The sequence below is a fragment of the Pseudolactococcus raffinolactis NBRC 100932 genome, assembly GCF_001591765.1.
GTDB classification, from domain to species: Bacteria; Bacillota; Bacilli; order Lactobacillales; family Streptococcaceae; genus Pseudolactococcus; species Pseudolactococcus raffinolactis.
In genome coordinates, this window is sequence record NZ_BCVN01000008.1 from 47,068 (window position 1) to 67,811 (window position 20,744).

Here is a 20,744-nt window from a genome sequence, read left to right on the forward strand (position 1 = left end):
TTTTCTTTCTTAAGAATGGTAGAGGGCATTGATTTCAACATATTTATAAGTTAAATCACAGCCCCAAGCTGTTCCGGATTGAGTGCCGTTGTTAAGCTCAGCATCAATGACAACTATCTTTTCTTTGAGTTTTTCAGAGAGCTCTGCTTGGTCAAAATCAACAGGTGTTGAATGAAGTAAGACCAAATCACCTTGAATTTCTAACTCAATATCTGGGACATCAAAGGCTGCGACTTGCCCAATCGCTGAAATCACGCGCCCCCAGTTAGGATCAGCACCAAAAATCGCTGTTTTAACAAGGCTAGAGCCCACGATCTGTTTAGCAATCAGACGTGCTGATAACTCATCTGGCGCTCCAGTAACATTGACTTCAATGAGTTTGGTTGCCCCTTCGCCATCTGCTGCGATTTTTTTCGCCAAGTCTTGACAGACAATAGCTAGAACAGTTTTGAAAGCTTGGTAATCTTCGGTATCGACTAGGATTTCAGCATTGTCAGCTTGACCATTTGCCATGACGAGCACTGTATCATTGGTAGAAGTATCGCCGTCTACCGTGATTTGGTTGAAAGTCGTCTCAATTATTTCTGACAGCATGTTTTGCAGCAAAGGTTGGGCGATTTTGGCATCGGTTGTGATGAAGCCAAGCATGGTCGCCATATTGGGATGAATCATGCCTGAGCCCTTGCAGACACCTGCAACCGTGACCGTTTTGCCTGCAATCTCAACTTCATAAGTCACTTCTTTTGTGACCAGATCCGTTGTCAAAATAGCTTCAGCGAAACCGTTGGTATGACCATTTTCAGCAGATAGTTTAGAAATGCCCAGCGCGATTTTATCCATGGGAAGTTGTTTGCCGATAACACCCGTCGAGCAAACCGCGATGTGACTTGGGTTGAGGTCAAATTTTTCTGCCAACAAACGCTGCGTCTTTTTGGCGTTTGTAATCCCCTCGTCTCCTGTCACGGCATTGGCAATGGCTGAGTTGACAATGATGGCTTGTGCCACACCACCTGCGACCACTGCTTTATCCAGATCAATCGGCGCTGCAGCGACTTTGTTTGTCGTGAAGACCCCTGCGACTGCTGCGGGAACGTCTGAAAGGATGAGTCCTAAGTCCAACTTTTGGAATTTAAGCTCCGCATGTGTGGCATCTGCCGTGAACCCCTTAGGTGAGGCGATATTTCCTTTGATTGCTTTAAATTTTGTCATGTTATAAAATCGGCACGAGGTCAAGCCCAGCTTTTTCGTCAAAATCGAAAAGGTGGTTCATATTTTGAATCGCTTGCCCTGCCGCTCCTTTCACGAGATTATCAATAACGGTCACAACCGTCAAAGTATGAGTCAGTTCATTATAGCCAAGGCCAATGTCGGTAAAATTTGTGCCAACGACACTATGCAAATCAGGCAAGAGACCATCATTTAAGACTCTCACGAAGTATTTATCGTCATAAGTCTGGTGATAAGCCGCCACCACATCTGAGAAGGTGATTCCCTCTGCTAATTTGGCATAGGTTGAAACGAAAATCCCACGATTAACCGGAATCAGAGACGTTGAAAATTGGATCGGTTTGGCATTGGTGTTCCAAGAGATTAACTTGTTAAAAATTTCTGGAATATGTTGGTGCTGATTGAGTTTGTAGAGACTGACATTTTCGTTAGCATTGACGTAATGACTGCTGTCGGTCAAGTTCTTGCCTGCACCTGACAAACCTGATTTGGCATCGATAATGACACTGTCTAGCTGAATCAGGTTGGCCTGATAAAGCGGTGCTAGGCTTAATAACGTTGCAGTCGCATAACAGCCTGGATTAGAGACATAAGCTTGCGTCGGTCGGTCAAAATCAGCTAAGACATAATCTGCTTTTGATAATAAATTTTTATGGACGGCTGACTTTTTGTACCATTTTTCATATTGTGCCGGATTTTGTAAGCGGAAATCACCTGACAAATCGACGACTGGAAAATCTGCTGCGATGAAATCTGCTGCTAACTCTGCCGCAATCCCAGCTGGTGTCGCAAAGAAAACCAAATCTGCTGTGGTCATGATTTCATCAGATGAAAATGTTTTGATGGTCAAAGTTGCATATTTTGGAAAATTGAGCAGTTTTGGAAAAAGATCTGTTAATTTGGCGCCGATATTTGACGTGCCATAGACATTGACGATTTCAGCGTCTGGATGACTATGGAGCAGCCTCAGCAATTCTAATCCTGAGTATCCCGAGATACCAATGATGGCTATTTTTTTCATAAGTGTTATCCTTTAATTGAATATATATACAATAATAATGTATATTTTTACATTTGTCAAGTGGAATGTGGGTTATTTTGCAACTTTATGCAAGATTTTCAGGAATCCTGTCTTGGTATACAAAAAAATCGCATCTCTGCGAATTTTGGATAGATAGTAAAGAACTTTTTATAATTTATTTGCCGTTGATTTGATAAATTTGATCGCCCATAAGACATATAGCGAAAATAAAATAAGACAGATAATTTTAGAAGAAAAGCTAGAAATATAGAGTGCTTGAAAATCCTTCAAAAATCTCTGTCCCCACAAAAATACACTGAGTACGATAAAAATATAACCCCAAAGGATAATAATAGATAATCGCTTACTTTTGACAAGCAAACTGAACCAGAAAACTTTGAACAATAAAAAGACACCTGAACTCAGCAAAATAATTTCAAATAAATAGCAAACCCAAGAAATTGGTGTTGGCTCTATTCCAAACCAAGAAATATTGACTGCATAATTCCAAAATAAACCTATCAATACAGTCCAAATCGTTAAATTTCTTAAACTCTTTGTTTTCTTATCAACTTGCTTCAATAATTTTTTGGACATCTGGATAGCACTAAGACCAAAATATGATTCAGCACCAATGCCGTCAGCTTGTGCATCCAACAAATCTAGCAAAACATCATAAGCTAATTCAGAAACAACTTCTGAATTATAGATTGCACCATTAAGCAACAAAGTATCGTACAGACGATCAAAATATAATCGATTTTTAGGATTTAAGTTTTCTGCTAAAGCTGTAAGCTGCACGCGATATTTTTCACCAGCCATCAATTAATCCCTTTCTTTCAACCAAGTATATGTCAAACAACCATAAGCAACTGCTAAAACAAGTCCTATCACTTTGGATGTTAGTGCAGGTACATAGATTACTTGAAAATCTTTCAAATAAAGTTTAATAAGCACAAAAATACCAATGATGCTGCACATATAAATGCACATTATAAAATAAGTCAACCCTTTATTCTTAAATGTTATCGTACGTAAAACTAGTCTGAAAAAGATTATTGCCGCTATCATATAAACGAAGCACCCTAACAGATAGCTAAGCCATGAGATACTAAGTGATTTTTCAGAAAACCAGTTGATACTGCCAAAATAAGTCCAAAATAGAGCAGAAATACCAAAATACCAAATAATTTTTCTGAGTTCATTTGGTGTCTCTTTTTCCATTTTTTAAGGATGTTATCCGCCATTTCATCCGGAGTCATACCAAAATATTTTATGGCATTCTCTCCATCATTCTGTGCATCTAATAGATCCAATAACAGGTTATAGGATGTTTCCAACATCGCTTCTTCTTTGTAAAGTAGAGCACCATTTAAAAAAATCGCGTCATATAAATCATTGAAATAGGTTTTATTTTCTTCAGTCAAGTTATCTTGAATGTCAGAAATTTTTTCTCTATACATCTCTTTCATTACTTTCTCCCCAAATTCGATTAACTTTTCCTACCAAACTATCAAAATCTTCCCAAAATGCTTGTAAGGTTACAAGTCCTTGCTCAGTAATTTGAAAATATTTTCGATTTGGTCCCTCTTTTGATTTTTTCATCAAACTTGTGACATCTCCATTTTTCTCCAATTTTTGTAAAATCGGATAAATCGTACCACCAACTGCATTGTCAAATCCTGACTGTTTCAACTTCTGTATCAATTCGTAACCATAGACTTCGCCATCTGCTATCACACGCAAAACGCAACCATCCAAAATACCTTTTAACATCTGTGATTCTCTAATCCTTATCACCTCACTATGTTGTTTTGCTAACTAGTATGAAATCATTATATCATTTTCCGCTAGTTTGTAAAGCTATATAGTAGAAAATAATCAAAAAAAACGCATTTCTGCGAATTTTGGGTTCTATAAGAATTAACTCAGTAGTTAAAAGTTTTCAAATACTACATCAATACATGTAAGAAAATCTACTTATCCAGTCCGACTAGCTTACGTTGTCTAAGATTGGCTTGATTTGCCACATACTTCATGACCGTTTTAAATTCTTTTGCTGTTGCTCTATCAGATAAATCAGCGATGCTTTTGTTATATTTATCTACGATTTGTTTGACTTGCTCTTTTTCAGTCATCTAGTTTTTCCTCCAATTCTTCTATTGTGTATCTTTCAGATAGTACTAATTTCACATTGTCTGCTGCATAGTGAACTTCTGCTATGTTACTTTGATAGTCTTTAACGATGATATGCAAGACTATTTTTTGATGTCTCTCTTTTACTTTTTTGATATTTTCTCTTGCTTTGAAGTAGGCATTAATAAAAGTTTTCTTTAGAACTTTTCGTCCTTCTGCCACTTCACGCTCTTTCGTAAACTGCCAAGCGATTTGTGGTTCTTGATAAACATAGAAAATCGTTAAACGAAAACCACTCTTCTCTGCACGAATTATGTTTTTCTCAGCAGATAAAATCGCAAAAGTCGCATCAAGGATAAACGAATACCCCTTGTCTAACACATATTTTAAAGCCTGTTCAACTAACCAAGAACAAGCTTTTTGGAAGGCAGATGAGTTTGTGCCGTTATAATCAGGGAACTGAGTCCGAAAGGCATCTGCATCAATGATGACATGATTATCATAGTTTTCAGCAAGTCCCAATGCTACTTCTGTTTTTCCAGCGCCAGGACTACCTGCCATAAAGACCGCATCTTTTTCATCATCCGAAGACTTTCCTTGGATAATGCTCTCAATAAACTTATCTTTATTGGTTTTCGCATATTCTAAATAACTATCGCTAGAATTCAAGAAAAAGCCCTCCTTATTGTTATTTTGATAAGCATCATTTTAGTGACTTAATAACTTTCTTCTGATATCAATATTTGTTGTCTAATCCCCATGTTTTTACTTGCTTCTTAATCCATGTTACAGTGCAAATCTTTAAAGCTTATTATACCAGAAATAAAGTTTTATTTGATAAAAATATATACAAAAAAGCACCTGTTAACTGTTTAATAACGACTTTCAGGTGCTTCCTTATTTTAAAATTTCGTTTTGATCCCTTTTCTGTCGTAATGATTGTAGTTAAATATGAAATTAAATCGAAAAAAAAACGCATCTCTGCGAATTTTCATTTTTCTTTCGACTCATTTTTTGTTAAATCATCATCAATTATGGTGTCATCTCTGTATTTCACAACAAGTTTATCAGTAAATTTTTTAGCTTCATCTCTCTGATACATGGTCTTGATCCAGTTTTTTATTCCAGATGATAGAAGGTCATTATTAATAACATTATTTGAATCCTCGCCAACTTTTTTACTTGCCAAATCAGGAATCTTTATTGTAACAGAATTATAGGGGACATCACTACCTATAATGGGGAAATCTGCAAATAATTTCGACTCTACGACAATACTTACTCCTTTAACATTATTAAGGATAGTATTTTTGAAATAATATTCAGCTGTAAATTTTCTAATCCCCCAAAAAATACCTATGACTAAAGCAATTAATACACTTAACAAAAAAATTGTTTTCCGTATTTTATACGTTCCCTGTTGTTTTTTTATCATTTCACCTTGTCCTCTTTAACTGATATTACTTTGAAAGAATTATTCTCAAATTTAACAGCAATGCTGATTTTGTATTTGGATTTGTGTAACAATGAAAGACCTTTATACATTTTTACTTTACCTTCCAAGTTGGTCGTAGTATTTTTGTTAATATCATCTAGTTCGGATTGAAGGCTATCCTTATTTATCCAATCGATTTTTTTATAGCCTTTATCTTTCAAGATATTCTCTACATCTGAGAACACTCCACCTACCCTCGAAGATGCATTCAACCGTACTTTATCTACTGGCGCAATAACATTACCATCATAACTGAGTTGCCAATCTTTGCTTACCGTTTTAAGTTGAACTTCCAAAATAGAATTACTTAGGGCTTGCTTAATGGACTCCTGAGCCTTCTGTGATTGATCATCAAATATAGGATTATCTATTTTTAATTTGGGCACATCGATATGTACCATTGCCTCAGATTTTCCAGATAGTCCAAGTACTGCTTCCAATTTATTAAGCGGAACCGTGTCTACATCGACACCATCAACTGATGAAAATGAATCATTCACCATCACATAATTTGCTTGTGCTATTCTTTGTTGATTTGTAGGATTTAATGATTTTAAGAATGAGCCTGTAAGTTTCGGAATTCCAAATAATAAAAGAATTACAAGCGTAATAAGAAACACAATAAATACAGATAAATTACTTAATATTCTAAGTAAAAATGTCGTAGGACCTGTAAATATTTTTATACCTATTTGGGCTGCTGAAAGTGTAGGATTCACTGCACCTATCATAGCCGTATTATTAATATCATCAATTAAGCCTTGATATCTTTCAGGTGTTACGTCCTTTGCTGTTGTAACTTCTGTTGTTCATTTCCAACGCTAGTCATTCTTTATCTCCCGATTTTTCCCTTTTAGATTGCTCCAATTTATTTCGGTAGCATCGCAAATTTCAACACACTTCTACCGAGTTTTGTAATATTCCAGATTAAAAAATCAAACAAATTTATTTTAAAATACAGAAAAAGATGCAAGTCTGCAAAATTCCTTTGTCAGAACTTTGATGATCATGCATCGCTGCGAATTTTAATAAACTAATAAGTCCTATTCATCATCCATACTCAAAACGCTCAAGAAAGCTTCTTGTGGCACTTCGACAGAACCGATAGACTTCATGCGTTTCTTACCTTTTTTCTGTTTCTCGAGGAGTTTACGTTTTCGGGAAATATCGCCACCGTAACATTTGGCGAGGACGTTTTTACGTAAGGCTTTGATATCGCTACGGGCGACAATTTTTTGACCAATGGCGGCTTGAATTGGGACTTCAAATTGTTGACGTGGGATGATTTTCTTGAGTTTGTCCACGATAATTTTACCACGTTCGTAGGCAAATTCTTTGTGGACGATGAAACTCAAGGCATCGACACGTTCACCGTTAAGCATGATATCCATCTTAACAAGAGAGCTCTTACGGTATTCCGAAATTTCATAGTCAAAGCTGGCATAGCCCTTGGTGCTTGATTTCAGCTTATCAAAAAAGTCGAACACAATTTCTGACAATGGCATTTGATAAATCACGTTCACACGATTTTCATCCAGATAATCCATGGTCACAAAATCACCACGTTTACGCTGTGCTAACTCCATCACGGCACCCACATAGTCTTGAGGGACCATAATTTGTGCTTTGACAAAGGGTTCTTCGATATTATCAACGCGGGTCGGATCAGGAAATTCAGACGGATTGGCCACTTCTAGCGTTTCACCATCAGTTGTATTAATATGATAAACCACACTTGGGGCAGTCATGATCAGGTCAATGTTAAATTCACGTTCCAAACGTTCCTGAATAACGTCCATGTGCAGCAAACCGAGGAAACCACAACGGAAACCGAAACCAAGGGCTTGTGAGGTTTCAGGTTCAAACTGGAGACTGGCATCATTAAGCTGCAATTTATCCAAGGCTTCACGCAAATCATTGTATTTATTCGATTCAATCGGATAAATACCCGCAAAAACCATTGGGTTCAACTGTTTGTAGCCATGTAATGGTTCTTCAGCAGGATTATCCGCTAAGGTGATGGTATCACCAACACGCGTATCAGCAACTGTCTTAATGGCAGCTGCGATATAGCCAACGTCACCTGTCGCTAAGAACTCGCGTCCAACTGTTTTTGGCGTGAAAATACCGACTTCTGTGACATCAAAGGTTTTACCATTGCTCATGAGTTGAATTTTATCGCCAGGCTTGACGATACCATCCATGACCCGAACTTGAAGAATAACGCCACGATAGGCATCATAAACTGAGTCAAAAATCAAAGCTTTCAGAGGATTATCGACAGAGCCTTGTGGCGCTGGCACTTTCTCAACGACTTGCTCCAAGATTTCTTCAATCCCGATGCCTGCCTTAGCCGATGCCAAAACTGCTTCTGAAGCGTCCAAGCCAATCACATCTTCGATTTCTGCGCGAACACGTTCTGGGTCTGCTGCTGGCAAGTCAATTTTATTGATAACTGGCAAGATTTCAAGGTCATTGTCCAAGGCTAAATAAACATTGGCGAGGGTTTGGGCTTCAATCCCTTGCGCCGCATCTACGACTAAAATCGCACCCTCACAAGCCGCAAGAGAACGTGACACTTCATAAGTAAAATCGACGTGTCCAGGTGTGTCGATCAAATGGAAGGTATAGTTTTCACCATTCTTAGCCGCATAATTCAGCTCAATCGCGTTCAGTTTGATGGTAATCCCACGCTCACGCTCCAAATCCATCGAATCTAAAAGTTGGGCCTGCATTTCACGCGCCGTTACTGTTTTGGTTTGCTCCAAAATCCGGTCAGCTAGTGTTGATTTCCCGTGATCAATATGGGCAATAATCGAGAAATTTCGAATATTTTTTTGCCGTTTTTTAATTTCATTTAAGTCTATAGTCATAAGCTTTATTTTACCATATTTTCTCCAAATAAAAAACCTGTCCGACGACAAGTTATCTTATTTGCAACTGTTATTTACCAAACCAAAGGGCAATTTCACGCTCGGCCGCCTCAGGACAATCTGAACCGTGTACGATATTTTCAACAGAATCATCATCAGAAGCGTGAGCAAAGTCACCACGAATCGTTCCAGGTAAGGCATCTGATGGATTTGTCGCGCCCATCATTTTACGCCAAGACTTAATCACATCCGACCCCTTTAATACGCCGATCACTACAGGTCCTGATGTCATATAAGAGACAATATCAGGATAAAAAGGCCGATCAACAAGATCAGCATAGTGCTGGTCAAGCACTTCTTTCGTGACTTGGCGCATTTCCAGTCTTTCAATCGTAAAACCACGATGTTCGATACGGTTAATCACTGAACCAACCAATAATCTGCGAACGCCATCAGGTTTGATGATAAAAAAAGTATTTTCCATTTGAGCTCTCCTTCTCTGTGAATTCACTCCGTGAATGCTTGAAACTTGACCTACACTGGCACTTGGTCCGAGTCAGGTCATTCGCGAACCTAGGCCCGCGAAAAGTCTTCCTAAATGCCATTAAATCTCAGTATTTTTGTTTTTCTTCCCTAGCCATATCCTTCAACTTATGAAGGAACCAATACTCACAGACTAGGACTAGAATAATCAACATAGCCCAACCGATCAAAGCTGATGCTAAAATCAAAAGACTAGTCGCACCTTTTCTGATATAGATTTTTGTCGGATGATTATGATTAACATAAACCGGTATCTGCGTCCCAACTTTACCAAAGTTTTTTAAAAAATTAGCAACAGGAACTGATTGGTAGTCTTTCCCTTTAAAAGTGTAGGCCACCATTTTGCCACGCTCAGGATTTTTAACCACCTGACCGATAACCATGGTTTTGACTTCCTTATGTTCCGTCAAATACCGTTGAAAATTCATGCCACCGACAAATAACAGGATCAGAGCGAAAAATGCCAAGACCACGCGTGAAATTCTTTGTAGTATCTTATTCATTTAATCAAATATCCTATAGAAATCTTCTAATTTCATTTGTTCTTTCTCTGATGTCGTCAAATCTTGCACGATTTTGCCATCTTTCATAACAATCAAACGATTGCCATATTTGAGCGCATCTTCCATGTGATGTGTGATCATCAGCGCTGTCAAGTCCTTACTAGTGACCAAATCATCCGTCAACTGCATCAAGGCTACTGATGTCTTGGGATCTAACGCCGCCGTATGTTCATCCAACAAAAGCAAGTCAGGTGGTACAATCGTCGCCATCAAAAGACTCAAAGCTTGTCTTTGCCCACCTGATAAATTACCAGTTGGCGTATCCAGATGCTTCTCCAAACCATTACCAATTTGCTCAGCCAGGCTCGCAAAATCCGCCTTGTACTTGGTGATATTGCGTAATCTCAGACTTCTTCTCTGCCCACGAAGCGCTGCGATGGCAATATTTTCCGCTACCGTCATCCGAGGTGCCGTTCCGACTTTCGGATCTTGAAACACCCGGGAAATGGCAGCAGCACGCTTTTCAGGGCTGTGATTGGTCACATCGTTACCCTTGATGAACACTGAACCTGAAGTCAGGGATAGCGTACCTGATATGGCATTAAACAAGGTCGATTTGCCAGCGCCATTGCCACCCAATATGGTAATGAAATCTTTGGCGTAAATTTTCAAGGAAACATCATCTAAAATGACCTTACGATCTTCACCATTTTCAATGACTTTCGTTGCATTTTTAAGTTCGATAATTGGGCTGTTATCATTTGACATTGAGTTTCACCCCCTTGAAAAATTTGTCTTTAAAGGTTGGAATCATCAAGCAGATAGCTAGGACAATAGCACTGAAAAGTTTAAGGTAATTAGTATTAAAGCCTAGCTTAATCACAGCTAAAATCAAGAATTGATAGAAAATAGAGCCGATGACGATGGCAAACAAGCGTTCAAACAAGGACACATTGCCAAAGAAAACCTCTCCGATAATGATACTTGCAAGGCCGATGACGATTACACCAATCCCTTTTGACACGTCTGCATAGCCATCATTTTGTGAAATTAAAGCCCCTGATAGGGCAATAACACCATTGGAGACGACTAAGCCTAAGACTTCCATCCGACCAGTATTGATGCCAAATGACTGCGCCATTTCGACATTGTCTCCTGTGGCGATGAAGGCTTGCCCGAGGTTGGTGTTGAGGAAATAAAAGATGAGGAGAAGCACGAGGAGGACAGCAGAGACGCTGATCCAAGTGCTTTTGAGTTTGTCAGCGCCAAGAAGGCCTAAGTTAGCGCGTCCCATGACCATGAGCATGATGGAATTACACGATGTCATGACAAGGATCCCCGCTAAAAGTGTTGGAATCTTACCTTTGGTGTAGAGCAAGCCAGTGATTAGCCCAGCCGCACAGCCTGCAAGAAAGGCAACAAAGGTGGCGATAAAGGGATTAACGCCTTGCGTGATTAACGTCACTGCTACTGCGCCACCCAAAGGAAAGGAGCCTTCTGTCGTCATATCTGGAAAATTAAGGATCCGGAAGGTCATGAAGATCCCCAGACCTAAAATTGCCCATAATAAGCCTTGATTGATTGTTGATAATATCATAGTGAGCCTAAAGCATCATCTAACGACAATGAAGCTTTATTTTGTTCCTTTCTCTTTCGCTGCTTGGGCAGCCTTGGCAACACTTTCTGGAATGGTAATGCCCAGAGTTTTTGCTACTGTTTCGTTGATGACAGGTTTTGTTGTATCGTAAAATTCGACTGGTAGTTCTGATACTTTTTTGCCTTTTAAGACTTGTGCAGCCATCTTACCTGTTGCCACACCTAAATCGTGTTGGTTGATAGTCACTGCTGCCAAACCACCTTGTTCTACCATGGTGTCAACTGATGGGAAAACTGGGATTTTAGCTGCGTTTGACAATTCAATAACTGTCGGGAAGGCTGAGGCTATTGTATTATCTACTGGCACGTAAAGCGCGTCGACTTTTGATAGCGCAACATTGACGGTTGTTGTAATATCATTGGTTGATGACACAGCATATTCAGAAACTTCATAACCTTGCTTAGTTGCTACTTTTTTGAAGTCAGCAACTTGAGATTTTGAATTGTCTTCAGAAGAACTGTACAAGATGCCAATTTTTTTAACGTTAGGCGTCATTTGTTTGATCAAATCAATTTCTTTAGCGACTGGGAACTTATCTGAAACACCTGTCACATTACCATCAGGTTTTTTGACATTTTTAACGAGTTTAGCTCCGACAGGGTCTGAAACTGCACCCATAATGACTGGCACATCTGATGTGGCATTGGCAAGACCTTGAGCTGATGGCGTTGCAATACCGATCAAGACATCATTTTTTTGATCCACAAGTTGACCTGACATTGTCGTCACTTTTGATTGGTCAGCTTGTGCATTGTAAAAATTGATTTTAGCATCTGCATAACCTTCATCTGCTAACCCTTCCTTGATACCACCATAAATTTCATCCAAGGCAGGATGCGTTACAAACTGCAAAACGCCAACTTTAACATCAGCTGACTTGACCTTTTTTTGTTGATTAAAAAATTTAGGGATAAAGATAGATCCTAATCCTACGATGGCAATTACAACAATGGCAAGTATCATTTTTTTATTCTTCATGGGGTAATAACTCCTTATATAATAGATAGGGGCGACTGAAGCCATCTCATCAATTCGCGGATAGTTTTTTGAGCTGCTCAACCAAACTTTGATCAAAGGCTGTTTTTGCCGTAATCTGATAAATGGCTTGTGGCGTACTACCGTCGAATTGCACAACATTGATGGCGGTTTTGTCAAGATTAAGTTTAGCAATTACTTTATCATGGTAGAGTTCTTGAAAAACATAAATTGTTTTAGGTAACCCTAAGTTTTGATTTTGATTGATAAACTGATCAAATTTTTCATTGAGTCTAGTATTCTGTACATTCAAAATAATCAACGTTGTCTTAGGTTGTGTTGCCAATAACTGCTTGATATCCTCATTTGGTACGGGCTGAATTTGGTCTGTCACCGTTACTTTAGGGATAATCCGGCCTTCCTCCCGTCGAACATGCCGATGAATGGCGGGTGTTATGATGAGCAAAAACAGAACAGCAATTGCGCACACACCCCAAATTCTATATTTTTTCTTCATGTTTTCATTATAACTGAAAAATGGGCATTTTACAAAAAATTCTGATAAAATAGGAGAAAAGAGCAAAAGTCTCTATTTATTTATATGATTAAGGGTGGTCAAGTATTTTTTAAGTCATAAGCTTAGACAGATCTATTGCATAATTGCACCTAGCTAACACACTATTAGACTTGACCCTAGAAAATATTAACGTATTCACAATAAAAAGGAGTTACCATGTCTTTTGACGGTATTTTTTTACATCACATGACTCAGGAATTATCTGAGCACTTAACTGGGGGACGGATACAGAAAATCAATCAAGTTTTCGACCACGAACTGGTGCTGCAAGTCCGCAGTAATCAAAAATCCCATAAATTACTATTATCTGCACACCCAACTTTTGGTCGGGTACAATTGACCGAAACTGTTTTTGAAAGTCCTAAGACACCGACGACTTTTACGATGATTTTGCGGAAATATTTGAGCGGTGCTTTCATCGAAAAGATTTATCAGGTTGATAATGACCGCCAAATTATTTTTGAGATTTCGTCTAAAAATGAAATCGGTGATCAGATGAAAATTGCTTTGATTGCTGAAATTATGGGCAAACATAGTAACATCATCCTTATGGATCGTGAATCCAATAAAATTTTGGAATCCATTAAACACGTTGGTTTTTCACAGAATCAATATCGGACGATTCTCCCTGGTTCAACTTATCTTGCACCACCAAGTGACGGCAAAAGTAATCCTTTTACGTCTTCTGACGAAAAAATATTCGCAACCTTACAAACTAGTGAAAATTTACAGAAAGTTTTCCAAGGATTTGGACGTGATAGCAGCCAAGCTTTGACAGGCCTGAGTCTAGCTGATTTCAAATCCCTCTTAATGACTGTCGTCCCTTCTATTTATCCCAATGATAGTTTTTCTGCGATTCGCTTATCTGACGATGGTCAAGTTTTTGACAACTTGTCTGCCATGCTCGACCATTATTACCAAAATAAGGCAGAACGTGATCGAGTGCGTCAAGTTGCAAGCGAGGTGATCCGTAAAGTGGCTGGTGAGCTGGATAAAAATCGCAAAAAGCTCAAGAAACAAGAGCGCGAGTTGAAAGCGACTGATAACGCTGAGATTTTCCGTCAAAAAGGTGAGCTGTTAACGACTTTCTTGCATGATGTCCCTAACAATAAACCTTCTGTCACCTTGGATAATTACTATACCAATGAGCCACTTGAGATTGCGCTCAATCCAGCTCTAACGCCCAATCAAAATGCTCAGAAATATTTCCATAAATATTCTAAACTCAAGCAGGCTGTTAAGTTTTTGGAGACGCAAATTGCCCATACTAAACAGACGATAACCTATTTAGAGTCTGTTGAAAATGCGCTTGAGCAGGCGACGGTCAGTGAAATTTCGGATATTAAGGAAGAATTGATCCAGACTGGCTTTATCAAGCAGAAACACCGTAATAATAAGAAGCAAAAAATGTTGCCGCCTGAAAAATATCAGGCTTCTGATGGCACGATGATCTTAGTTGGTAAAAACAATCTACAAAATGAACAGGTTAGCTTTAAATTGTCTCGAAAAGGCGATTTGTGGTTTCACGCCAAAGATATTCCTGGTTCTCATGTGATCATCACAGGTAATCCTACGCCTTCTGATGAAACAATTACCGAAGCGGCTGAACTTGCGGCCTATTTTTCAAAAGCTCGTCTCTCTAATTTGGTGCAGGTTGATATGATTGATGTCAAGAAATTGCATAAGCCAACAGGTACACCACCTGGATTTGTGACTTATGTGGGTCAAAAAACCTTGAGAGTGACAGCCGATGAAACTAAAATTCGTGAGATGAAATGTGATTAAAACACAGGCTTATCGTTGAGTCAAATCGGCGGTAGGCTTTTGTTTTGACACTATACCGTGAGTTGAGTGTCTATTTTCTAATCTTCCACAAAAAAACACATTTCATTTAATTTTGACGCATTTTTAGAAAACGATTACAGAAAATTTCTTGAAAAAAGTTTAACATAATACCTGACAAAGCCAATCTAAAATGTTATAATTTAACTGTTTGAAAAACTTGGAAATACCAAGAATTTGAAAGGAATTCATCTCATTATGACTGATGTAAAATTGCACAAAAAAGTAATCCTCGTAGGCGATGGCGCTGTAGGATCTTCTTACGCGTTCGCCCTTGTTAACCAAGGTATCGCTCAAGAACTTGGTATCGTTGATATCTTCAAAGAAAAAACTGAAGGTGATGCAGAAGATTTGAGCCATGCGCTTGCATTTACTTCACCTAAAAACATCTATTCAGCAACTTACGCTGATGCTCATGACGCTGACCTTGTTGTCTTAACAGCTGGTGCACCACAAAAACCAGGTGAAACTCGTCTTGATTTGGTTCAAAAGAACCTCCGTATCAACAAAGATGTTGTGACACAAATCGTTGCTTCAGGTTTCAACGGTATCTTCCTTGTTGCCGCTAACCCAGTTGACGTTTTGACTTACTCAACATGGAAATTCTCTGGTTTCCCTAAAGAGCGCGTTATCGGTTCTGGTACTTCTCTTGACTCAGCACGTTTCCGTCAAGCGCTTGCTGAAAGAATTGGTATTGATGCACGTTCAGTCCATGCTTACATCATGGGTGAACACGGTGACTCTGAGTTTGCCGTTTGGTCACACGCTAACGTTGCCGGTGTTAAACTTGAACAATGGTTGCAAGACAACCGTGACATCGACGAACAAGGTTTAGTTGACTTGTTTATCAACGTTCGTGACGCTGCTTACTCTATCATCAACAAAAAAGGTGCAACTTTCTACGGTATCGCTGCTGCATTGGCACGTATCACTAAAGCTATCCTTGATGATGAAAATGCTGTATTGCCACTTTCAGTATACCAAGATGGTCAATATGGTATCGAAGACGTCTTTATCGGTCAACCTGCTATCGTTGGTGCACACGGTATCGTTCGTCCAGTTAACATTCCTTTGAATGATGCTGAGCAACAAAAAATGGAAGCTTCTGCTAAAGAATTGAAAGCGATCATTGATGAAGCCTTCTCTCAAGAAGAGTTCAGCTCTGCTGTTAAATAATTAAGCCTTAACTCAAGCTCTTGTCTTTCGATTATCGAAGGATGAGAGTTTTTTGTATGCTTGTCTTTATATATGTTTATAGTGTGATTTCCTTAACCCTTTCTCTCAAATCTCCTCACTATTCCCTATATTAACGGTATTTTAATTAGTTTTATATAAAATTAACCTATCTATTTTTATTTCAAATAAAAATGGTATACTATAACTATATAGAATACCTACAAGGAGTAAGCATGAGAACGAATACCAAATATATTGACATCTATACTCAAATTAAATATGATATTGAGTCAGGCAAATACCCAATCAATGAGAAATTACCTCAAGGACGTCTCCTCGCTGAACAATTTAATGTCAGTGAATTAACAATTACTAAAGCCATTAATTTATTAGTACAAGAAGGCTATATCGTACGACGTCGAGGATCTGGTAGTTTTGTCAAAAATTTTAAACATTCAAGTATTACTAAATTTTCACCTTTAACAGGAAGCACAGCTCTACATAATGGTGAAGTCACGTCGACAATTATCGGTTTTTCGACTGAAGCACCTACCCAGTACATTGCTGATAAATTAAATGTTGACAAAGAAAGCTTAGTTTACAAAATCATTCGAATGAGGACCATTAAAAATGTGCCTTCTATTATCGAATACACTTGGATGCCACTTGAGATTATACCAGGTCTGACAACAAAAGAGTTGGAAACATCGATTTATCGCTACATCCATAAAAGCCTTAATTTGACGATTAAGAGTGCTCACATCAAAGTTGCTGGCGTTAGACCAAGTATCCTTGAAAAAGCCTATCTTAAACTAAATGATACCGATTTTTTGATGCAAACAAAACAAATTGGCTATCTAGATGATGGCCGAATTTTTGAATTTTCAATTGCTAGCCATATTCCAAGTGAATTCGACTTCGAAACAGTTCTAATTGCTAACGAACATGACTAATCGCACAAATCCCCCATATAAGCTTTTTGCTCATACGGGGGATTTTTATCTCTCTATTTATTTTGCTAACATGCGATCAAGCGCCTTGAGGCTATTGATTTGTGTGGCTTGATCAACTGTAATTTGTTGAATCGTTGATCCTTGCTCGATTTCTTCCAGTGTCCATAAGAGATGAGCTAAACGAATCCGGTTCATCGTGATACATGAAAAAGCTGAGGTATTAATGGATCTAATATCATGGTTTGGAAAAGTTTGGATCATCCGATTCACCAAATTATTATCCGTACCAATCGCCCATTTTGTACCTTCTGGGCTAGCCGCTACTTCATCAATGATTTTTTTAGTTGAGCCATAATCATCTGCTGCTTGAACGACTTCTATTGGGCATTCAGGATGGACAATAACTTTCAAACCTGGGATTTGACTGCGTAAAGTGGCAATTTGATCAACAGTATATTGTTGGTGCACACAACAGCGACCTTGCCAGAGAATGACCTGCAGGCTTTGAAGATCACCTTGCGCCTCAAGGCGATTTTGTTTGGGATGCCAGACTGCCATTTGCTCCAGCGGAATGCCAAGTTGAAAGGCAGTATTCCGCCCTAAATGCTGGTCGGGTAAGAAAAGGACGCGCTGATGCTTGTCAAAGACACGTTTTAAAATTGTCTCTGCATTACTAGATGTCACGATGACACCATCATGATTGCCGACGAAGGCTTTGACTGCTGCAGTCGAGTTAATATATGTAACGGGAATGACAGGTTCAGCAAACGTTGCTTCTAAGACCTGCCAAGCTTGCTCTAACTGCTCTAGATTAGCCATATCGGCCATTGAGCAACCTGCTAAGGCATCCGGCAAATAAACTTTTTGGTCATCCGTTGTTAACATATCAGCCGTTTCAGCCATGAAATGAACGCCACAGAAAATGATGTGTTTGGCTGACTGGTTAGCCGCAGCTTCTTTAGCTAACTGTAAGGAATCCCCAACATAATCCGCAAAAGGAATAATTTCATTTTTTTGGTAATGATGCGCTAAGATCAGCAAATCGTCGCCGAACTGTCTTTTTTTCTCATAAATTTTGCGTATCATCTCACCATCCGATAGGTGTAAATAGCGTTCCGGAATAATATTTGTCTTATCAAATGTCGGTTTAACAGTCTCAGTATGCATCATGGTTTCTCCTCATCTCGATTCATCTGGAATCATTCTTCTAGTCAAGCAATTAATACAGGGTTAGTTTACTTGGCCTTTTTCTTCCTTGCTACTATTAAAACTAATATCAAACGCTACAACTGAGTGAGTTAAGGCTCCCAATGATAGATAGTCTGCCCCCGTATGAGCATAGTCTGCTAGGTTATCAAGTGTAATGCCTCCCGATATCTCAGTCAAGATGGTTTCTGGTACTAGTTTGCTCCACGCAGCGACTTGCTCTGGTGTCCGGTTATCAAACATGATAATATCAGCCTTGGCATCAATTGCCTCACGTAACTGGGTTTCAGTTTCGATTTCAACTTCAATTTTGACCATTTGCCCGATTTGCTTGCGAACTTTCTCAACTGCTTTGGTAATGCTGCCGGCATAAGCGATATGGTTATCTTTTAGCATGACCCCATCATAGAGTCCGACCCGATGATTAACCCCACCCCCGATTTTAACGGCTAGTTTATCAAAATAACGCAAACCAGGAGCTGTTTTTCTGGTATCACAAATCTTAATCGTTGGGTCATTCAAAGTTTCAATCGCTTGGTGGGTGAAGGTTGCAATCCCACTCATCCGCTGTAGGAGATTTAAAATCACACGTTCACCAGTTAGCAGCGTTCTGATGTGACCCGTTGCTCGCCCAACTATCTCACCTTTCTTAATGACATCACCATCGGCCACCGTGGGAATAAACGTCGCATCCTGACCTAATAGATCATAGACCTGTTGCGCCACTTCGAGTCCTGCGATGATGCCATCAGACTTAGCAACAAAAATTCCGGTCGACTGTTCATTTTTATCAAAAATTAGATCTGCTGACAAATCGCCAGTCCCAATATCTTCTATTAAAAATGACTTAATTTTTTCCTGTGCTTGTAGATTCATATGCCTGTTATTCCTCCGATAATAGATAGTGTGCGCCGAGACTTTCAGTCCGAGTGAGTGCTGCATTTGCTATCGTTTCTGCTACGAGACATAGATTTGCAGTTTCGATTTGCTGACGATCCGTGCAGGTTTGGTCTAAGCGTTGATAATTAAAAGTTGCTAACCAAGTTAAAAACTGGCGGATGGTTTCAGGTCTTCTAACAATGCCTAGCGCATCAGATGTCTGCTTAACTAATTCAGCACGACTGGGCAAAAACATTTCCATTGTGCTGGGTGCAACCTGCAGTTCTTGGTGGCTTGCGGAACTCATTTCAGTGTCTGACAAAATGGCTTCAGCCACACTTTTAGCAAAACTCAAACCTTCTAGTAAGGAATTACTTGCCAATCGATTGGCGCCATGGACGCCTGTAAAGGCGACTTCACCTACGGCATACAAGTGATCAAGCCCTGTTCGACCAGAAAAGTCCGTTTTGACCCCTCCCATGAGGAAATGCATACCTGGTTTAATCGGAATGCGTTGACTTGTCTCAAAATCAAGGTCATTTTGTCGCAAATAATCTGCAATAGACGGGAATTGTTGTGAAAAATTAGCGACATCAGAGATATCCAAATATATCTGATGGCCAGCTTGAATTTCTTCATTGACGACGCGACTGACCACATCACGTGGTGCCAAATCGAGTTTGCTTGAGCGACCGACCATAATCCGACGATCCTGCTCATCAACCAATCTAGCGCCTGCACCTCTAACAGCCTCTGAAATCAAAATCGGATGCACCTTTTCGCCGCCGTCTAAAAGGCTAGGATGAAACTGTAAAAATGCCATATCAGACAACTCGCATCCTGCTCGCAGAGCCATGGCTAAACCGTCTCCAGTAATCGTTGCGTGATTACTAGTATCTTGAAACAAATGTCCAATGCCTCCACTTGCCAAGACCACTTCATCTGCAACAATCGTCTGCCTTTGATTCGCCGCATCATGATAACTTACACCATGAACTTGTCCACCTTCAAGGACAAAATCCAAAGCAAATGAATAAGGTAGCCATTTGACCTTTGCCAGCTGTTCGTGAACAAAACTAGTCAATTGACAGCCTGTTTGATCCCCTCCAGCATGCAAGATTCGCTTATGTGTATGCGCCCCTTCGAGCCCCAAATCTAGTCGCCCATCAGCAGTTCGATCAAATATCATACCTCGATCAATTAAGTCTTGAATTACTTGTGGGCCTTCATGTACCATTTTCTCAACCGCTTTGATCTGGTTATGAAAGACGCCAGCAGACAGGGTATCCGCAACATGGCAAGCTTCCTGATCTGAATCTAGTTCCTGCCCTTTTTGGACACAACTGGCTGGCATAACAGCCGCTACACCACCCTGGGCTAGCATTGAATTACTATCCTGACGCTTGCCCTTACAGATGATTGTCACATCTGCTTGCCCTTCCAAATATAAAGCAACCGTTGCACCTGCTATGCCTGAACCAATAATCACAACTTTTTTCATCGTCACTTCTTTCAACTACTATCCGTACGTTACCAACACGATATAAGTTTGTAAATTTACAAACTTAATTAATTGTTACTATTCTACCATAAAATGCGACCGATGAAACAGCAAACGGTGAAAAATCGCAAAAAAAAGAGCAATTATTCGCTCTTTTACAGTTTCAGGTTTAAATTTTGG

Annotated in this window: 22 protein-coding genes; 3 read left to right on the plus strand and 19 right to left on the minus strand. The window is 39.4% G+C overall.

Annotated elements, in window-relative coordinates; genetic code table 11:
* Positions 1-9: 9 nt before the first annotated feature.
* The 16 genes from argJ to LRA01S_RS04380 form a co-directional block, all read right to left on the minus strand.
* Entirely contained in the window at positions 10-1,209 is a 1,200-nt protein-coding gene (gene argJ, locus LRA01S_RS04310) for a bifunctional glutamate N-acetyltransferase/amino-acid acetyltransferase ArgJ (protein ID WP_061774385.1), read from the minus strand.
* Position 1,210: 1 nt separating this feature from the next.
* Complete coding sequence (gene argC, locus LRA01S_RS04315; RefSeq protein WP_061774386.1) at positions 1,211-2,248, minus strand: N-acetyl-gamma-glutamyl-phosphate reductase; 1,038 nt, start codon at positions 2,246-2,248, stop codon at positions 1,211-1,213.
* A 168-nt stretch (positions 2,249-2,416) separates the two neighbouring features.
* Positions 2,417-3,070: a hypothetical protein gene (locus LRA01S_RS04320; RefSeq protein WP_061774387.1), complete on the minus strand. Its 654-nt coding sequence runs from the start codon at positions 3,068-3,070 to the stop codon at positions 2,417-2,419.
* Between the two features lie 263 nt (positions 3,071-3,333).
* On the minus strand, positions 3,334-3,720 hold the full coding sequence (locus tag LRA01S_RS04325; RefSeq protein WP_096824042.1) for a DUF1129 domain-containing protein: 387 nt from the start codon (positions 3,718-3,720) through the stop codon (positions 3,334-3,336).
* Positions 3,704-4,039 (minus strand): PadR family transcriptional regulator, encoded by a 336-nt coding sequence (locus LRA01S_RS04330; protein WP_061774408.1) that lies wholly within the window; start codon positions 4,037-4,039, stop codon positions 3,704-3,706. The genes LRA01S_RS04325 and LRA01S_RS04330 overlap by 17 nt, the downstream gene beginning before the upstream one ends.
* A gap of 185 nt (positions 4,040-4,224) precedes the next feature.
* Positions 4,225-4,386 (minus strand): hypothetical protein, encoded by a 162-nt coding sequence (locus LRA01S_RS11035; protein ID WP_003139232.1) that lies wholly within the window; start codon positions 4,384-4,386, stop codon positions 4,225-4,227.
* Positions 4,379-5,053 (minus strand): zeta toxin family protein, encoded by a 675-nt coding sequence (locus LRA01S_RS04335; RefSeq protein WP_061774389.1) that lies wholly within the window; start codon positions 5,051-5,053, stop codon positions 4,379-4,381. The genes LRA01S_RS11035 and LRA01S_RS04335 overlap by 8 nt, the downstream gene beginning before the upstream one ends.
* A 322-nt stretch (positions 5,054-5,375) precedes the next feature.
* The gene (locus LRA01S_RS04340; protein ID WP_061774390.1) at positions 5,376-5,819 is read right to left on the minus strand and encodes a hypothetical protein; all 444 of its coding nucleotides are present in this window, start codon (positions 5,817-5,819) and stop codon (positions 5,376-5,378) included.
* Positions 5,816-6,610 carry a 6TM ABC transporter family protein gene (locus LRA01S_RS04345; RefSeq protein ID WP_061774391.1) on the minus strand — a complete coding sequence of 265 codons (795 nt, stop codon included), beginning with the start codon at positions 6,608-6,610 and terminating at the stop codon, positions 5,816-5,818. The genes LRA01S_RS04340 and LRA01S_RS04345 overlap by 4 nt, the downstream gene beginning before the upstream one ends.
* A 312-nt stretch (positions 6,611-6,922) precedes the next feature.
* Positions 6,923-8,752 (minus strand): translation elongation factor 4, encoded by a 1,830-nt coding sequence (gene lepA, locus LRA01S_RS04350; RefSeq protein WP_096039172.1) that lies wholly within the window; start codon positions 8,750-8,752, stop codon positions 6,923-6,925.
* Positions 8,753-8,822: 70 nt separating this feature from the next.
* Positions 8,823-9,236, minus strand: coding sequence for a nucleoside-diphosphate kinase (gene ndk / locus LRA01S_RS04355; protein WP_061774392.1), 414 nt, complete (start codon positions 9,234-9,236; stop codon positions 8,823-8,825).
* A 127-nt stretch (positions 9,237-9,363) separates the two neighbouring features.
* Positions 9,364-9,798, minus strand: coding sequence for a DUF3592 domain-containing protein (locus tag LRA01S_RS04360; protein WP_061774393.1), 435 nt, complete (start codon positions 9,796-9,798; stop codon positions 9,364-9,366).
* Positions 9,799-10,566 (minus strand): ABC transporter ATP-binding protein, encoded by a 768-nt coding sequence (locus LRA01S_RS04365; protein ID WP_061774394.1) that lies wholly within the window; start codon positions 10,564-10,566, stop codon positions 9,799-9,801.
* A complete protein-coding gene (locus LRA01S_RS04370) occupies positions 10,556-11,395 on the minus strand; it encodes an ABC transporter permease (protein ID WP_061774395.1) in 840 nt (279 codons plus the stop codon). Before LRA01S_RS04370 ends, LRA01S_RS04365 begins: the two co-directional genes overlap by 11 nt.
* 36 nt (positions 11,396-11,431) lie before the next feature.
* Positions 11,432-12,433: a tryptophan ABC transporter substrate-binding protein gene (gene trpX / locus LRA01S_RS04375; protein ID WP_061774396.1), complete on the minus strand. Its 1,002-nt coding sequence runs from the start codon at positions 12,431-12,433 to the stop codon at positions 11,432-11,434.
* 49 nt (positions 12,434-12,482) lie between these two features.
* Complete coding sequence (locus LRA01S_RS04380; protein ID WP_096039176.1) at positions 12,483-12,947, minus strand: hypothetical protein; 465 nt, start codon at positions 12,945-12,947, stop codon at positions 12,483-12,485.
* A 216-nt stretch (positions 12,948-13,163) separates the two neighbouring features.
* Here LRA01S_RS04380 and LRA01S_RS04385 point away from each other — a divergent pair, with 216 nt between their 5' ends.
* From LRA01S_RS04385 to LRA01S_RS04395, 3 genes are all read left to right on the plus strand, one after another.
* Positions 13,164-14,792 (plus strand): Rqc2 family fibronectin-binding protein, encoded by a 1,629-nt coding sequence (locus LRA01S_RS04385; RefSeq protein WP_061774398.1) that lies wholly within the window; start codon positions 13,164-13,166, stop codon positions 14,790-14,792.
* 255 nt (positions 14,793-15,047) lie between these two features.
* The gene (locus tag LRA01S_RS04390; protein ID WP_061774399.1) at positions 15,048-16,025 is read left to right on the plus strand and encodes an L-lactate dehydrogenase; all 978 of its coding nucleotides are present in this window, start codon (positions 15,048-15,050) and stop codon (positions 16,023-16,025) included.
* Between the two features lie 233 nt (positions 16,026-16,258).
* Positions 16,259-16,978: a GntR family transcriptional regulator gene (locus LRA01S_RS04395; RefSeq protein ID WP_061774400.1), complete on the plus strand. Its 720-nt coding sequence runs from the start codon at positions 16,259-16,261 to the stop codon at positions 16,976-16,978.
* A gap of 57 nt (positions 16,979-17,035) precedes the next feature.
* Here the strand turns inward: LRA01S_RS04395 and nadA are convergent, their stop codons facing one another.
* The 3 genes from nadA to nadB are packed head-to-tail and all read right to left on the minus strand — an operon-like array spanning position 17,036 to position 20,564.
* Positions 17,036-18,148, minus strand: a complete 1,113-nt coding sequence (gene nadA, locus LRA01S_RS04400) for a quinolinate synthase NadA (RefSeq protein WP_061774401.1) — start codon at positions 18,146-18,148, stop codon at positions 17,036-17,038.
* Between the two features lie 60 nt (positions 18,149-18,208).
* A complete protein-coding gene (gene nadC / locus LRA01S_RS04405) occupies positions 18,209-19,060 on the minus strand; it encodes a carboxylating nicotinate-nucleotide diphosphorylase (RefSeq protein ID WP_061774402.1) in 852 nt (283 codons plus the stop codon).
* Positions 19,061-19,067: 7 nt separating this feature from the next.
* Positions 19,068-20,564 carry an L-aspartate oxidase gene (gene nadB, locus LRA01S_RS04410; protein ID WP_061774403.1) on the minus strand — a complete coding sequence of 499 codons (1,497 nt, stop codon included), beginning with the start codon at positions 20,562-20,564 and terminating at the stop codon, positions 19,068-19,070.
* Positions 20,565-20,744 lie beyond the last annotated feature (180 nt).

Excerpts from the sequence above, each read along its gene's own strand:
- argJ (WP_061774385.1), bottom strand. The coding sequence starts at position 1,209 with ATGACAAAATTTAAAGCAATCAAAGGAAATATCGCCTCACCTAAGGGG.
- argC (WP_061774386.1), bottom strand. The coding sequence starts at position 2,248 with ATGAAAAAAATAGCCATCATTGGTATCTCGGGATACTCAGGATTAGAA.
- LRA01S_RS04320 (WP_061774387.1), bottom strand. The coding sequence starts at position 3,070 with ATGGCTGGTGAAAAATATCGCGTGCAGCTTACAGCTTTAGCAGAAAAC.
- LRA01S_RS04325 (WP_096824042.1), bottom strand. The coding sequence starts at position 3,720 with ATGAAAGAGATGTATAGAGAAAAAATTTCTGACATTCAAGATAACTTG.
- LRA01S_RS11035 (WP_003139232.1), bottom strand. The coding sequence starts at position 4,386 with ATGACTGAAAAAGAGCAAGTCAAACAAATCGTAGATAAATATAACAAA.
- LRA01S_RS04340 (WP_061774390.1), bottom strand. The coding sequence starts at position 5,819 with ATGATAAAAAAACAACAGGGAACGTATAAAATACGGAAAACAATTTTT.
- LRA01S_RS04345 (WP_061774391.1), bottom strand. The coding sequence starts at position 6,610 with ATGATAGGTGCAGTGAATCCTACACTTTCAGCAGCCCAAATAGGTATA.
- lepA (WP_096039172.1), bottom strand. The coding sequence starts at position 8,752 with ATGACTATAGACTTAAATGAAATTAAAAAACGGCAAAAAAATATTCGA.
- ndk (WP_061774392.1), bottom strand. The coding sequence starts at position 9,236 with ATGGAAAATACTTTTTTTATCATCAAACCTGATGGCGTTCGCAGATTA.
- LRA01S_RS04360 (WP_061774393.1), bottom strand. The coding sequence starts at position 9,798 with ATGAATAAGATACTACAAAGAATTTCACGCGTGGTCTTGGCATTTTTC.
- LRA01S_RS04365 (WP_061774394.1), bottom strand. The coding sequence starts at position 10,566 with ATGTCAAATGATAACAGCCCAATTATCGAACTTAAAAATGCAACGAAA.
- LRA01S_RS04370 (WP_061774395.1), bottom strand. The coding sequence starts at position 11,395 with ATGATATTATCAACAATCAATCAAGGCTTATTATGGGCAATTTTAGGT.
- trpX (WP_061774396.1), bottom strand. The coding sequence starts at position 12,433 with ATGAAGAATAAAAAAATGATACTTGCCATTGTTGTAATTGCCATCGTA.
- LRA01S_RS04380 (WP_096039176.1), bottom strand. The coding sequence starts at position 12,947 with ATGAAGAAAAAATATAGAATTTGGGGTGTGTGCGCAATTGCTGTTCTG.
- LRA01S_RS04385 (WP_061774398.1), top strand. The coding sequence starts at position 13,164 with ATGTCTTTTGACGGTATTTTTTTACATCACATGACTCAGGAATTATCT.
- LRA01S_RS04390 (WP_061774399.1), top strand. The coding sequence starts at position 15,048 with ATGACTGATGTAAAATTGCACAAAAAAGTAATCCTCGTAGGCGATGGC.
- LRA01S_RS04395 (WP_061774400.1), top strand. The coding sequence starts at position 16,259 with ATGAGAACGAATACCAAATATATTGACATCTATACTCAAATTAAATAT.
- nadA (WP_061774401.1), bottom strand. The coding sequence starts at position 18,148 with ATGATGCATACTGAGACTGTTAAACCGACATTTGATAAGACAAATATT.
- nadC (WP_061774402.1), bottom strand. The coding sequence starts at position 19,060 with ATGAATCTACAAGCACAGGAAAAAATTAAGTCATTTTTAATAGAAGAT.
- nadB (WP_061774403.1), bottom strand. The coding sequence starts at position 20,564 with ATGAAAAAAGTTGTGATTATTGGTTCAGGCATAGCAGGTGCAACGGTT.